The organism is Caballeronia sordidicola (genome assembly GCF_002220365.1).
Lineage (GTDB): Bacteria > Pseudomonadota > Gammaproteobacteria > Burkholderiales > Burkholderiaceae > Caballeronia > Caballeronia sordidicola_C.
Map to the genome: position 1 here is coordinate 21,388 of NZ_MTHB01000299.1, position 13,132 is coordinate 34,519.

The 13,132-nt window shown below is 55.1% G+C and carries 15 protein-coding genes; 1 reads left to right on the plus strand and 14 read right to left on the minus strand.

Features of this window, described 5'->3' with window-relative positions:
- Window positions 1-9: 9 nt before the first annotated feature.
- From BSU04_RS43475 to BSU04_RS43525, 11 genes are all read right to left on the minus strand, one after another.
- Window positions 10-333: a hypothetical protein gene (locus BSU04_RS43475; protein WP_086380040.1), complete on the minus strand. Its 324-nt coding sequence runs from the start codon at window positions 331-333 to the stop codon at window positions 10-12.
- 49 nt (window positions 334-382) lie between these two features.
- Window positions 383-1,114 carry a type IV secretion system protein gene (locus BSU04_RS43480; protein ID WP_256983924.1) on the minus strand — a complete coding sequence of 244 codons (732 nt, stop codon included), beginning with the start codon at window positions 1,112-1,114 and terminating at the stop codon, window positions 383-385.
- Window positions 1,107-2,039, minus strand: coding sequence for a type IV secretion system protein (locus BSU04_RS43485; protein ID WP_089166345.1), 933 nt, complete (start codon window positions 2,037-2,039; stop codon window positions 1,107-1,109). Before BSU04_RS43485 ends, BSU04_RS43480 begins: the two co-directional genes overlap by 8 nt.
- The gene (locus tag BSU04_RS43490; RefSeq protein WP_256983925.1) at window positions 2,036-4,477 is read right to left on the minus strand and encodes a transporter; all 2,442 of its coding nucleotides are present in this window, start codon (window positions 4,475-4,477) and stop codon (window positions 2,036-2,038) included. Before BSU04_RS43490 ends, BSU04_RS43485 begins: the two co-directional genes overlap by 4 nt.
- Window positions 4,477-4,890: a VirB3 family type IV secretion system protein gene (locus BSU04_RS43495; protein WP_179258638.1), complete on the minus strand. Its 414-nt coding sequence runs from the start codon at window positions 4,888-4,890 to the stop codon at window positions 4,477-4,479. Before BSU04_RS43495 ends, BSU04_RS43490 begins: the two co-directional genes overlap by 1 nt.
- Complete coding sequence (locus BSU04_RS43500) at window positions 4,887-5,192, minus strand: hypothetical protein (RefSeq protein WP_089166348.1); 306 nt, start codon at window positions 5,190-5,192, stop codon at window positions 4,887-4,889. The genes BSU04_RS43495 and BSU04_RS43500 overlap by 4 nt, the downstream gene beginning before the upstream one ends.
- Before the next feature lie 64 nt (window positions 5,193-5,256).
- On the minus strand, window positions 5,257-5,925 hold the full coding sequence (locus BSU04_RS43505) for a lytic transglycosylase domain-containing protein (RefSeq protein ID WP_089166349.1): 669 nt from the start codon (window positions 5,923-5,925) through the stop codon (window positions 5,257-5,259).
- Window positions 5,922-6,128, minus strand: a complete 207-nt coding sequence (locus BSU04_RS43510; RefSeq protein ID WP_089166350.1) for a hypothetical protein — start codon at window positions 6,126-6,128, stop codon at window positions 5,922-5,924. The genes BSU04_RS43505 and BSU04_RS43510 overlap by 4 nt, the downstream gene beginning before the upstream one ends.
- Window positions 6,128-8,239, minus strand: coding sequence for a DNA topoisomerase (locus BSU04_RS43515; protein WP_089166351.1), 2,112 nt, complete (start codon window positions 8,237-8,239; stop codon window positions 6,128-6,130). The genes BSU04_RS43510 and BSU04_RS43515 overlap by 1 nt, the downstream gene beginning before the upstream one ends.
- Window positions 8,240-8,313: 74 nt before the next feature.
- Window positions 8,314-8,946 (minus strand): hypothetical protein, encoded by a 633-nt coding sequence (locus BSU04_RS43520; RefSeq protein ID WP_089166352.1) that lies wholly within the window; start codon window positions 8,944-8,946, stop codon window positions 8,314-8,316.
- A gap of 85 nt (window positions 8,947-9,031) precedes the next feature.
- Window positions 9,032-9,355, minus strand: a complete 324-nt coding sequence (locus tag BSU04_RS43525; RefSeq protein WP_218827425.1) for a hypothetical protein — start codon at window positions 9,353-9,355, stop codon at window positions 9,032-9,034.
- Window positions 9,356-9,711: 356 nt separating this feature from the next.
- On the opposite strand from BSU04_RS43525, the gene mnmH reads away from it, so the two are divergent.
- Window positions 9,712-10,770, plus strand: coding sequence for a tRNA 2-selenouridine(34) synthase MnmH (mnmH, locus tag BSU04_RS43530; RefSeq protein ID WP_089166371.1), 1,059 nt, complete (start codon window positions 9,712-9,714; stop codon window positions 10,768-10,770).
- Here the strand turns inward: mnmH and BSU04_RS43535 are convergent.
- From BSU04_RS43535 to BSU04_RS43545, 3 genes are read right to left on the minus strand one after another with little or no spacing between them, the layout of a single operon-like run.
- Window positions 10,696-11,694 carry a fatty acid desaturase gene (locus BSU04_RS43535; protein WP_179258639.1) on the minus strand — a complete coding sequence of 333 codons (999 nt, stop codon included), beginning with the start codon at window positions 11,692-11,694 and terminating at the stop codon, window positions 10,696-10,698. The two genes, mnmH and BSU04_RS43535, sit on opposite strands and share 75 nt — an antisense overlap.
- Window positions 11,695-11,713: 19 nt before the next feature.
- Complete coding sequence (locus BSU04_RS43540) at window positions 11,714-12,454, minus strand: helix-turn-helix transcriptional regulator (protein WP_089166354.1); 741 nt, start codon at window positions 12,452-12,454, stop codon at window positions 11,714-11,716.
- Between the two features lie 36 nt (window positions 12,455-12,490).
- Window positions 12,491-12,742, minus strand: coding sequence for a hypothetical protein (locus BSU04_RS43545; protein ID WP_089166355.1), 252 nt, complete (start codon window positions 12,740-12,742; stop codon window positions 12,491-12,493).
- Between the last annotated feature and the right edge of the window lie 390 nt (window positions 12,743-13,132).

Here is a 13,132-nt window from a genome sequence, read left to right on the forward strand (position 1 = left end):
ACCAAGCACTTATTTCGACGTGTGTTCCAGCTCCTCGCCGGGGCGAATCAGATGACCATTGGTTTTATCGATAATGAATCGCTCGGTGCTATAGCCCCGGTTTGCAACCAGTACATCGCCGTCCATCTCACCCGCATACGTTGGGTATTCACCGGTCAGCGCCTGCACGGATTCCTTAATGACAAAGACGTTGTCGTGCTTGAGGATTGACAGATCTGGGCCATTTCCCGATACCTTGGTCCACGTTCCTACATACTGATCACCGGATTGCTTACATCCGGCGAGCACGAGGGGCAGGGCAAGGGCAATAGAACAGAGAATTTTTGTTTTCATGGTTTTTGAGTCCAATGTATTAGAGATGGAGCACGCAAGCCTGCTCTGCTTATTGGGTAGGCGCGGTGTCGCCCATCATTTGCGAGCGAAACGATTCGGCGGCCTGCTTCTGTGCAAGCGTGGTCTCAACGTCCTGAAGGTGCGATGCGAGGTTGAGCCGGGTTTGCTCGTTTTGAATCATCGCGTTTTCGGATTGCAACCGATTTTGCAGATCCGCTTTTGCCGCAGGGTCTTGCGTTAGATCAGACTGCTGCATCAGGTTTTGGATGTTCTGTAACCGGTCTGCCGAGGACTGATACGCCTGCATCGTGATCGCCTTGTTCGTTGCCAACACATCGTTGTAGCGTTGCTGAGTTGGAGAACTCGCCGTCATTCCTTCCTGATTTTCGACCTGCTGTGCGGCACTGCTCAACCCCTGCAATTGCCCTGACTTAACCTGCGTATAGACCGATTGCCATTGCGACGGCAGATAGCTGGTCAGCGACGGATTGTTGAGGATCTGACCCAGACCACGATTTCCCACGAGCGACGTGTACTGGCTCTGCATCGTGACAAGCTGTGACTGGAGGCTCTTCGCCATCACGAGGTCCTGCGCCAACTCGCTCACGCTAATAACAGGGATGCCTTGTGCGAATGACGGTGCACCGTGGAGTGCGACCACACTCCCCGTCAAAAACGCGATTTGACGAGCATGTCCAAAGCCTTTCGAAAGGTTTCGCTTCATATCCATTTCCTTTTTCGTACAGCATTTGATTGGTTTGCCATCGATGTGGTTACCCATCGATTGAGCCGCCGTTCCCGCGGCCGGCCCGCATCTTTGCGGCTTGAAATGCCTTTCCAACGCCTTTGCCAGCGAGCTTTGCAAACGGCCCGGAATGCTGTGCCATTGCGGATATGCCAACGCCGCCCGCGAGTGCGGATGCAAGTGCTGGCAGATTCATCGAGACGATCCAGAAAACGATGCCCATCATCGCCATCTTGGCCGTGGTGAGAAGGTCACTGAACGACCCGACGGGGAGGTTGTTGAGCGCGAAATTCACCTCAATCGCGCCGGCCGCGGCAAAGAGTGCAGTCAGGATTGCGTAGTTCAGACACTGCGCTGTCCATGCCTCGAAGAACTTACGCGTGCCGGGGAAGAGCGCCGAGGCGATGAACATGGGCCCGATCGCGAGCAGAAGCCCCAACGCAAATTTTGCAAGAATGATGTACGCCGCAGCAATGGCGAGGAATGGCATCCCAACAAGCAAAATCACGAGCGCCATGATGGTCGCGGTGATGTACCCGCCGATATCACTCCAGGTCAACGCGCCGAACATGGTCTTGATCGCGGTGAGGTAAGCGTTCAGCACCGTATCTAACGCCGTGCCCGAAGTAGCACTGTTCGTAATCGCTTGTGCGACGTCGTCACCCAGGCCATTGAAAAACGGTACAACATACTCGGTGTAGTACTGGATGTTCATGCCGGCGGTAATGATTAAGCCCCACGCGGCAAAGCGCATGAAGAAATCAAGCACCGGCTGGTCCGTTGCACCCCGCCAATACGACGTCATGATAAGCAGCATATAAACACCCAGCCCGGCCGCGACCAATGGGCTGATCAGCGAGATCAAGTTCGCGGATCCCGTCACGATGGTTTGATTCACCGTGTTGTCGAACATGGTGATCAACGGCTGAAAGATGACGACATTGGTCGGAGTGACACTCATGATGCCGCTCCCTCCTCAATTCCGGCAGCGTGCGCCGGTACCTGCGATTGAACTATCGCGTGGCGATCGAACTTGGCAGCCTTCTTCTTGCCCTTGCGCCGCGACTGGAAGATCGCCATGCACTTGTCGATATCCGGCCCATATTCCGCCCACACTTCATCCCAAATCGGAATGTTGTCGGTCGTGCCGGAAAGAACCGCGAGCGCGTCCGACATCCCATACAGATCGAGCGTCGCGAATACCGACTGATTGCTCTGTTTGATCAGGAACGTGCGCGATTCCTTGTCGAGGCTTTTGAGTACATCGAACTCTTTGCGATTCATGTTGCATACCTCGTAAGCCTCAAATCTCGCATCCGGATTCGGTAGGTAGATCTTGGTGGCCGTCTGCTGTTGGATTGCAGCGAAGATCGGGCTCGCGATCGCGTCCTCCGGCGACTGAGATACAAGCAACACGAACTCTTCGATCTTTCGACCGGTCTTGAGCGACTTCAAAATCAAGTCTTGTGTCACCGGGTACTGCGCCGGCAACCAGAATTCCTCGACGATCGTCACCAGCAGGCCGCCGTTCTCCTGCATCAGCTTTTTCAGGTAGAAGAGGTACGCAAGGACCGGCTCAGTTGGCTGGTAGTTTTTCTGCAGAAAATCGGTGACATCAAAGCCGATGCGGTGCTGCTTTGTGACGTCGATCATCGTGTTGGGCACGTTATCGAGCGCCCATGCGAATTCGCCATCGGCCGCATGGCACCATTTTGACAGCCGCGTCCAGAGAGAATTCGGCATACCGTCGTCCGCAATGTTTTCGAGAAGACGACTGAATACGCGATCTTCGACCCGCTCGATGGCATAGATAGCATCGACCGCGTTCTTGACCTTGATGGCGTCGGCGTCCGTAATCTGTCCAGCGGAGTCGCGACCACACGAACGCACCAAGCTGTAAAGGAACTGCAAGTTCGCTTCGGTCGGCGGCAGCTCGAACGGCGCAAGCCCTGTGTCAACGCCGGCCCTCAACGGCAGGTAGACACCGCCGAGGTTACGGATGAAGATCTCCATGCCCCGGTCGAGGTCCAGCGCGAAGATCTTCGGGTCGAACCGCTCGAGAAAACCTACGAGCGACAGCTGTAGCGTGGTTTTACCTGTGCCGGTCGCACCAAGGATCAGGGTGTGTCCTGCGAATTTCTCGCCGGTGTTGTCCTGGTCAGGCAGTGACGCATGGAAATTGAAATCAAATCGACCTTTGCCGACGGTCGACAGCGGCATGACAGCAGTACCATCGCCGATCGGATTACCTCTCGCTTTGCCAGTCGAGTAGTTGTGCATAGACGACATCGACGCCAGCGTGCGCGTGGACCGTGGGCTCGGGCGCGGCTTCTTGGTCGCGCCTGGCACCTGACTAAAGTAGGTGACCGGCGCCGACAAGGTCGCAGGCATCCAGCTCACGCCACATTCGTTGAGCGACTGCGCCGCAACATACGTCCCATTCTCTATAGCCTTTTGCGCACTCGATCCGTACACGACGAGCGCACCGTGGTAATCGCCGAACGCGAGCTCGCGCGCGGCAAGCAGCGCCTGCGCGTGATTCAGGTCAACAATCTGATGAACGGCCTTGTCTTGCACTGACGTCAGCTTGCCGATCTGCGTTTCGATATTCGCGTTCGCCTGGTGTGTGCCCAGAAACCCGAAGGATTGCGTCAAGGTGAACTCGACCGGCACGGTCAAGAGCGAGTTCATCTGGCCCCAGCCGCTTTTCGGCAAATCCTTCAGGTCATAGCAAACGGCGTATTTCGTGTTGTTGTCGGAACGCACTTCTAAAACGTCGTAGCCGAAGTGCATCCACGCATTGGGAATCGCCTGATAGCCGGGCATTTCAGTCACCGGTACCCGACGCTCGACGCCATTGATCAGCTCGCCAATGAATTCAAAGGTTTCAGAAAACATCACACCGTTGCGTTCGTAGGCGCACAGGATTTCCGGGTCGTACGCGCTGAGCGCCTTGACGATCGTTGCCCCGAGTTCTTCGATCTCGGCCACGCCTTCGGCGAGGTTATCGTGCTTGAGCACGACGCTTAAGAAATACGTGTTTTCGAAATAATCGGTCTTCTTAAAGCGCGCGAGATATTGCTCACTAAAATCCTTCATGAACGATGAGCGGAACGCGTATGTCTGATCGTGCGCCATGCGACGGCGCTTGAGCGTCGTCGTAATGGAGAGCCGATTGCCTTTGGTCGCTCCAAGAGATGACAGAAAACGATTCAGCGAATCAAAGCGGTTTTCCAGAATGGAGTCGGTTGCCGACTCAAACGGAATGCCCGGCAGACGGATGACGAGCAGGGTCCGGTCGTTGCCGCAGCTCGTCACATGTTCAGAAACGGCATGACCGATCTTCGGCATCTTGTCTTCGACTGCCGGCTGACGTTTCATTTTTTCGTAAATGGACATCATCTTTCCTTGCGCTGCGAGAACTGGTCTCGAAACTGATCGAGGGCGATCAGTGACGGGGTGCGCTCGAACGCCTGACGGAACGTGTCGAGGCGATAGCCGTACTTCATCGGACTGAGCGTGTAGGTGTTGCCAAACATCCGCGCGTTGGTGCGTCCAAGAAAGCAGCGCACTTCCAACAACAATATGTTGAGCGCCTGATCGTCGGTCGCGCAGACTTGCTTGATGAACATCACGGGTGCAAGGCAGGGGACGAACAGGAGAAAGCCCGCCGGGCCGAAGCCAAAGCCGCCCACCATGGCAACCGCAACGCTGATCCCGAAGAGCACCAGGCCGGCCATAAGGGGAACACCCTTAATCATGGCAACGCGGCCCAATCCCGCGTACGACGAATACAGGGCTTTATCGCTCATGATCCGAAAACAGCCCAAGCCCATGCGGCGAGAACCGGAACGGACCCGACGGCCGCGACCTTGGCAATGGCGCCCCCAAAGTCATGCACCCAATCGGCCTTGTTGCTCCAGCACTGGACACCGACCCAGAGCAGGTAGCAGATCGCGAGAATCCCGCAGATCGAAAAGAACCAGGTCTCAAAATTGGTGATGGCGCTTGTGCCCGCAGTGAGGCCTCCCGCATACGCGCTCGCGCTTACCAACGCGACCGCTAAACCAATCACCAGCGATCTGAGCAGGGTAGATATTTTGTTACGTTTCATAGTTGTCCTTATAACGTCACGATCAAGGGGTTAAGACACGGAAAAATGATGCTCGTATTGCCTATTAAAAATCTCCGAATGTGTCCCACGGTTGGTGGGTATGCTCGGGTTCCGGACGGTGTGATGTCGAGGGCGTTCTGATAGTTGCCGATGCCCCTGTTTCAGGGTCGATCCGCGGCACGGTTTGGCCTACCTTCTCGGGCGTTATGGCTGGCACGACCGCAATGGGTCGAACATCTGCTTTGGCCCTTGTCGGGTCTGTTGACGCCACGAAGGAAACGATGCGCTTGACGTAACTCGATGTCCCGGAATCGCGGACATATCCGCGCTTAAAATTCCCGCTGTAGTAGCAGCTGAACGCCGCACGCAATGCGTTCTGGCCAGCACCCATACGGGCGGACGCCCGGCTATAACAGTCCGACAAGATCGCCGCGCCGGCACGCAGGTTGGCGCATGGATCAAATGCAGCATTCGTATCCAAGGCATACCTCGACAGGTTGGACCGATTGACCTGGCTTAAGCCCATGCTGTAGTTCCAGCCTGCTGCATCGAGCGCCTCGACCGTCGCCACCGCTTCATCACGGTTCTGCGGCTGACGCACGAGGCGACCTCCTACGACACCGATTGCAAATGGGTTGAAACCCGACTCGGTGCGAATAACCGCCTGCAAAGTAGTTGGATAAACTCCGGGCGCGCATTGCTGAGCAAGCGTATTGAAATCGATGGGCATCATTGGGCGGGTTCATGGTCAGCGTCTGGATCCGGGTCCGGACGGTTTGGTTTAGCACTCGGAAGCGCAGTCAAAAATGTCGTTTTCCCGCTGCTGGTCGCGCCCAGGATCAACGTCTGTCCAGTTGCTGGCTTATCATCATCAGACGTCAAGTACGCTTCCATGCCGAAATCCCACACCCGGTCTTGTTTGGATTGTTCAGCCATTACATCGCTCCCACTTTCTTAAATCTAAAACCTTTACTCTTGGGCTTTAGCTTCGGCGCGAAATCCGGTGCACCGTCACGGTCCGGATAGGACGCGGAGCACTTGGGGTCCGCCTTGAAATTCGAACAGCCCCAAAAATGACCGTCATTGCCCGCAATGCGACGCAAGTGGCCCAATGCGCATTTCGGACACGCCGGCGCGGGCGCCATGGGCAAATCCATCGATGAGGTGCGTAAGCCGGCGATCACCTTGGTAATGAAAGCAACGTTGCGCTCGACGAACTGATCGTACGAGATTTGGCCGCCGGCCACCGCGTCAAGCGCGATTTTGAACATGCCGGCCATCGTCGGATCCTTGACTGGGGCAGGGAGCGCGTTGAGCAGTCCACGCCCGCTTGCGCTGCTCGTCAGCTTGTTTTTTGTACCCTTGGCGATTTCGAGGAATCCGCGCTCGCGCAGATCCTTGATGATCCCGGCGCGTGTCGCGCTAGTACCGATTCCCTTACCCTCTTTCAAGCGCGCCTTAGCCGCCGGATCGGTCGTGAATTTATGAAGGTCGATCATCGCCGTGAGCAACGAGGCTTCATCAAAGCGCGCAGGGGGCTTTGTCGACCGGCTCGTGGTGGCACACGCCGTGCACATCGAAGCATCACCCTGCGCCATATCCGGGAGCGTCTGTCTGCCGTCGTCCGTTTCTCCGTCGACCGGCGTTTGCGGGGCTGCGTCCTCGTGCGGCGCATAGACCTCACGCCAGCCGGCCGACACCGGCGTCTTGCCGTTTGCGGTCAAACGCTCGCCGACACATGAAACCTCGATGCGGGTTTGCATGAACACGGCGTGCTCGAAGAACTGCGCTAGGTAGCTGCGCACGACCAGGTCGTACACGTTTCGCTCGATCTCCGTCAGCGCAGAGAGGTCCGTCACGCACACCGTCGGCACAATGCCGTGGTGCGCTTGGCCGTCCATCTTAGTGTCGTTAAACGCAGCCGACTTGCGCGTCGTGTCGGCGCGGCCGATCAACGAGCCGAGTCCGGGCACGTTCTGGCTAACCGCAGACAGAACCGACGGCGCTTCTTCGTGCTGCGCCTCCGACAGATAACGGTTCTCAGTGCGTGGGTAGCTCGTGACTTTGTAACGCTCATACAGCACTTGTGCCGCGGCCAACACTTCATCGCCCGTGTAGCCAAACTTGCCGCAGGCGGCCACCGTCAATTCGTTGAGCGACAAAGGCAACGGCGGCGCCTCACGTTTGGGCGACTTGTCGTACGCGCAAACCTCGGCCGGTTGGTTCTGCAAACGGGTGACAAGCGCTCGGGCCATGGGTTCGTCGATCAAGCGGCCGGCATCGTCCAATCCGGCTTGGTCCTCGCCTGCCTTCCAGTTCGCGACAAACACTCCATTCGCATGCTGTACCTTCGCCGCGATAGTGAAATAGGCGGCCGGCTTGAACGTCTCGATAGCGCGGTCGCGTCCGTAGACGATCATTAGAGTAGGGGTTTGGACGCTCCCGACGGTCAAGACGCCGTCGAATCCGAGCTCGCGAGCGCGTAAGGTCGCAGCGCGCGTTAAGTTCAGACCGAAGAGCCAGTCATAGCGCGATCGCGCGAGTGCCCACAAGAACCATGCGCGAAATTGTGGCTCTTCATTGCTGCGCATCGAGTCAAGCGCCTGACGGACCTTGGCTGTGTTGTAATCATTGACCAGCAGCCGTAGCACGGGCTTGGTGTTACCGAGATAGATCAGGACCTCATCCACCAGAAGCTGGCCTTCTTCATCAGGGTCGCCCAGATGCACGACCTGATCGACCTCGGACAATAGTTTTTCTACCGCGCGGACATTGCGCTCCAAATCACCACGGGGAGCCATTAACCAGTCAGTCGGCACGATCGGAAGATCCTGATACCGCCAGATCTTAGAACCGCTTTTGGTACGTGGTACGTCGTCGGGAAGATATTCATCGGGCATTGCTTGTTCGAGTGCGTGACCGGCGAGCGGCACGAACGCGTCGTCACCGACATAGGTCACGACGCCGTCACGACGAGGCGTGCCAGGCAACACCGCGACCACGGCTTGCACGAGACTAGACTTTTCACCGACGAACAATCTACGCATCCTTCAAACCTTTCAGTTGTACTAAGAGCTTCTGCGGAAGACAAGATGTGTCTTTGGCCTCAAACCTGAATGAGTTAGTGATTGCCGCCGCGGTTCACGGCCGTCACGTTTCCGGAACCGGGGGAATCGGTCTTTGAAAGAAACCGTTGTGCAGCCGAGGCGGGGTCATACGGGAGAGCGGTTGAGCCTTGACCATAAAACTCGGTGATGGTCGCTTTCCCATTGATGCCCCACCACACGCGGGTGATCAGCGTGTTGTCGATGGTGACGTTGATCGCCCCGTGGGCGCCGCATGTGAGCATGCTCTGCTCAGGCGGTCCCCAGTAGAAGAGGTCAGGGCTGCAGTAGTTTGGGCCGGCGCCGACATTTTGCGCGCTTGTGCCCTGACCGGCATTGAGTGGGCTGGCGGGCAACGAACTTCTAACATCGGGCGGAAGGTCTGCCGCGCTGCTGTTCAGATCGCATGTGGGAAATGGCCTGCCATGATTGAGCGCATCCCATAGCTTTTCAATGGGAGGTTTGCATTCCGACTCAGTCTCCGGTCCACGGGGGTCAGCGAGGCATAACAGCACCTGGCAGCCCCAGTCGTCAGCGAAGACCGGGGAGGGCGCTACGAATGCAGCGATGAGGCCGCACATTGCAATCAGAAGGTTGCGCCGTTCGAGTTTCGACGGACGAGTTTTTCCACCTATAATGGGCTTAGCCATTCTGAGCCTCGAAAGTTCTAATCATGGTTAGGTTGACGCTGGTGTTAGTAGCACCGGCATCAACCGCTTCTCGTTTTATCGCCTTCTATGTTGCCTCTTTGCGGAGGAGCACGTGAACAGTGCTGATCCGCGGACACGTCTCCTTTACAAAATCCATTGCAATATCGAGGCGCTTCCAGAGCTTCGTGCGGCCCAGAGCAGTCTGGACGACGTAAATTTTCGATTCGCTGGGTATTTTCACCTTCATCAGCCACCATCCTTGGCGCTCGTCTTTCCCATCGTCCTCTCCCGTTTCAACCAAAAACACTTCATATTCGGGTTGAGCACCGTCAAGGACCGCGAGATCTCTTTTGGTCAGTGTCAGCATTTCAGTCCTTGCCATCATTCGAACAGCAAGGAGTAATGCCATGGGATCGATCAGTTTTCCATCTCTGGAAGCAGTAATCTCACGAATAATGCATTTTATTTAACGTTTGATACGATTCGTTATCTATATGAACACGTTTGTAGCGTTGAATCAACTGATTTTTAGTTACCACGTTCTCAGACCTTGCCCCAAAAATGGCGGCACAGTTTCGCTATGGCTGGTGCGCCGGCGCAATGCGTCGCTGACGGTTACGATTGCAGGTGCGGCAAGGGTGATCGACGCGCGGGATTGAGGTCATGTTTGATGGCATGAACTTATGGTAGCCCCACTGCCGTTAGGAACGGTGGTAGCCCGTTTAGTATTGACTTATTTACGTCGTTATGGTGATAGGGCTGAAAATGTACGACCTGGAAACGCTGAAGGGCTTTGATTTGATCATTGATGCCCGAAGCCCGCGAGAGTTCAAGGAAGACCATGTACCGGGGGCAATCAACCTTCCCGTAGTATTCGACGCCGAATATGCTGAAGTCGGGACAACCCACCGAACTGACCCGATGCTTGCCTATAAAATCGGTGTTGCTTATTCACTTCGAAATATTGCGGGGCATCTGGAACTCCCTTTCTTCCGGACAAGCAAGCGAGCAAAAATTCTCGTTTATTGCTTTCGCGGGGGTAAGCGCAGCAAACTTTGGACGGACGCGCTTGAAACGATCGGCTACAAGGTGGAACGACTGCCGACAGGATGGAAGGGCTATCGCAACTGGGTAAGAGAAACGCTTGTACACGCGCCGGCCAAGATGCGCCTGAATGTCTTATCGGGCCCGACAGGGTGTGGCAAGACGAGGTTGCTCCACGCGTTGCGGCAAGCCGGCGCCCAGATCCTAGATTTGGAAGCATTAGCTTCACACCGTGGATCGATCATCGGTGGAATCCCGGGCCACCCTCAACCTAGCCAAAAGTATTTCGACACCCTCTTGTTAGAGGCGGTCAGTCGGCTCGATCTCGCTCAAACTATCTGGATTGAAAGCGAGAGTAAAAAAATCGGTCAAGTTCAACTACCGACCTCGTTGTTCGAGGCGATGCACCACTCACGTTTATTTTCAGTTCACACACCGATGTCGGAGCGGGTACTGATGTGGCATCGGGAATATCCGCACTTCGAAAAGGATCCAGTTGGCCTCGTTGAAAAGCTAGCTTATTTGAAAGCCCTAGTGGGTGGGCCAACCTTGCAGAAGTGGAAGGAACTTGCTGAACGAGGTGACATCGACGGGCTCTTCGAAAGCATTATGGTTGATTACTATGACCCTTCGTATGCGCGGTCTACAAACAAGAATTATGGCAAGACCGGAGAGGTAACCGCGTTCGTATTGGATACGTTGGATTCAGGCTACCTCGCCGAGGTCGCGACAAAACTGATCATGGATGGCGACAAGCTGTCTGCGGCGTCGCTTGGTTAGGACCTCAACGCGTCTGTCCATCACTGAAAACCACAGCGGAGGGACGAGGCTAAGCCAGAGCATTTGAAAGTAGCCGCCGGGCAAGGTGGCGGAGGTCGGAGTAAGTCGCGAGTAGGGCGACTCTCCCTGTTCGTGGTGCACGCCGTGATTTCCATTGTTCACGAGCAAGCAATTAGACAGCCAAAAGTCGACGTCCCACGAATGGATAGCGTTGCGTGCGCTGTGGTTGTCTAACCCGTAGTGCTGCATGTACCCGACCGTCTCGACGATAAAGACGCTGACTAATGCGTAACCGAGAAAGAAAATTGCCATCTGCCATGCGTGCAGACCAAACGGTACAGCGACGAGCAATAGTGCAATCAAAATATTTCTGAGGACGGCACGAGGGATTGCGAGGTCCTCGTATGATCTGAAATTAGCTGATGCGCGCAATGCGAGAAGATACGATCGACCGGCGTGTTTCCATGAGGATGTTCCCATGGGCGCAGTCGAACCGAAGCTTGGATCACCGAGATGAGCATGGTGCAGGTTATGCGAAAACCTGTAATGCGGATACCCCGCGACCGTGAACGCGATATCGCTGATGGCTTGCCACAACGACCCAGACCTGTGCCCCAACTCATGCAAATGCGCCATCGCGGTTGCACTTAACGCGCCGCATGCGACAACCAAACCAATGAATTCTAGTGGCGCGGCGGTAATTGATTTGTGAGCCGCAATTGCGAGCGCCATTGCCCAACACAGAGCAAACCAGCACGGTACCTGTCGTTCAGTCGTATGCTCGACTTCCGCACGCTGCAACGGGGCACCGCGTCCGAGAAAAGCGTCGAACGCGGGGATGATGACCAAGATAATCCCGACGAATATCCAGGCCTTGTTCGCGGCGAAAAGTACGCCAGCGGATAAAGGGAGGCCAAGTGACAACCAAAAGCCTTTTCCAGATCTACACCAGCAGAGCATTGGCTTCCGCAAACTTGACCACCTCGGAAATGTGAGATACCCCAACCTTATCTTTGATCTTCGCGTAGATCCCGTACACGGTTTGCACCGACACGCTCAACTCTCTCGCAATATCCTCTGCGGTAAAGCCATTTTTTAAAAGGCCGACTACCTTCAACTCCTTGCTGGTAATTGATAGGGAATCCAGGATCTCGTTCTTTGCCGCTCGGGTTGACCAACCTAACAGCTCCATTGCAAGTGATACGAAGTACACACGGTTTGCAGCGAATATTGCTTCTCCTTCCTCCTCTGATTTCTCAGATCCGAGGTAAAGCACACCCATTCGTCCTTTGTCGCTGGTATGAACCGGAACGACGAATCCGCTGCGAAACCCATTTTCGTGGGCCGCGGCCAGCATGTCCTTTTGACCTTGAGTTGTCGTTTCTATTTGCGAGCCGCAAACCGGCTCTGTATTCCCCATCGAATAATCCAAGAACGGGTCTGTCATGAACCATTTGTTGGTGTTATAAAGCTGGCACCATTCTGGTCGACAACCTATCAAGAATCGATGCGACGAACGGTTTTCGGTCGATTCCGACGGATTCAAAGAAACGAAAACATATGATTCTGCTCCGAGCGCCGAAACGATCAACCTGACGTAGTGATCCACATCGGACTCATCGTCTGCAGTGAGCAAGTGATCAAACAGTTCCAGAACTGCAAGTCGGTTTTGCGTTGATTCCATAGTGCGAATCCTCCAAAGAAGTGTGGGTCATGGCGCTCATTCACCATCTGTGAGCCGCCGACGTACTTCGTTGTAAAACAGCGTCGTATGACTGCTATACGGGTCAGCGTTAGCGAACCGATCGAAGTCAGCGAGACTTTTGATGAGCAAAACTTGAACCGATGCAGAGGCGTCTTTTTCAACTATGCGACGCTCAAGCAAATATCCTCGGGACATCTTGAACAATTTCATTTCAACTTGCTCGGCATCGACGTTTGCGGATCGTTCAAAGATTAACGTCTTCGCCATCGCCGATCCCGCCCCGATAGTCTGAATATCCGCATTTCGAACAGGTCACACTTGCCGGATCGATGTCAGTCAAACTAGTAACAAATTCATCTGAGCCGCAGGCTTCGCATTCGACCAGCAGCGCATCGAAGCTCACTCGACAGAACTGACATGAAATGCGATGGATTTCGCCCTCGGCAAGAAATTCCCACCCATCCTCCATTGGAATGCTGCATCGAGGGCAAACGAAGCTGGTATGTTTGGTTTCGTTCATAACGTTGAAAGCTAAAATTAATATCTAACGGATACATGCCGTTTCTCGTCTGGGGATTATGTTAGCGCGAGTTTGGTTTGCGTGTTGGTGGACGAAGAAATGGGGCGCAAAATGGCGCTGCCGTCTCATCGAGGAAG

Bases quoted from the DNA above. Each gene is read 5' to 3' on its own strand.
- BSU04_RS43485 (WP_089166345.1), bottom strand. From the start codon at position 2,039: ATGAGTGTCACTCCGACCAATGTCGTCATCTTTCAGCCGTTGATCACC.
- BSU04_RS43540 (WP_089166354.1), bottom strand. From the start codon at position 12,454: ATGGAATCAACGCAAAACCGACTTGCAGTTCTGGAACTGTTTGATCAC.
- BSU04_RS43480 (WP_256983924.1), bottom strand. From the start codon at position 1,114: ATGGGTAACCACATCGATGGCAAACCAATCAAATGCTGTACGAAAAAG.
- mnmH (WP_089166371.1), top strand. From the start codon at position 9,712: ATGTACGACCTGGAAACGCTGAAGGGCTTTGATTTGATCATTGATGCC.
- BSU04_RS43490 (WP_256983925.1), bottom strand. From the start codon at position 4,477: ATGTCCATTTACGAAAAAATGAAACGTCAGCCGGCAGTCGAAGACAAG.
- BSU04_RS43505 (WP_089166349.1), bottom strand. From the start codon at position 5,925: ATGATGCCCATCGATTTCAATACGCTTGCTCAGCAATGCGCGCCCGGA.
- BSU04_RS43500 (WP_089166348.1), bottom strand. From the start codon at position 5,192: ATGAAACGTAACAAAATATCTACCCTGCTCAGATCGCTGGTGATTGGT.
- BSU04_RS43520 (WP_089166352.1), bottom strand. From the start codon at position 8,946: ATGGCTAAGCCCATTATAGGTGGAAAAACTCGTCCGTCGAAACTCGAA.
- BSU04_RS43495 (WP_179258638.1), bottom strand. From the start codon at position 4,890: ATGAGCGATAAAGCCCTGTATTCGTCGTACGCGGGATTGGGCCGCGTT.
- BSU04_RS43510 (WP_089166350.1), bottom strand. From the start codon at position 6,128: ATGGCTGAACAATCCAAACAAGACCGGGTGTGGGATTTCGGCATGGAA.
- BSU04_RS43545 (WP_089166355.1), bottom strand. From the start codon at position 12,742: ATGGCGAAGACGTTAATCTTTGAACGATCCGCAAACGTCGATGCCGAG.
- BSU04_RS43525 (WP_218827425.1), bottom strand. From the start codon at position 9,355: ATGGCATTACTCCTTGCTGTTCGAATGATGGCAAGGACTGAAATGCTG.
- BSU04_RS43515 (WP_089166351.1), bottom strand. From the start codon at position 8,239: ATGCGTAGATTGTTCGTCGGTGAAAAGTCTAGTCTCGTGCAAGCCGTG.
- BSU04_RS43475 (WP_086380040.1), bottom strand. From the start codon at position 333: ATGAAAACAAAAATTCTCTGTTCTATTGCCCTTGCCCTGCCCCTCGTG.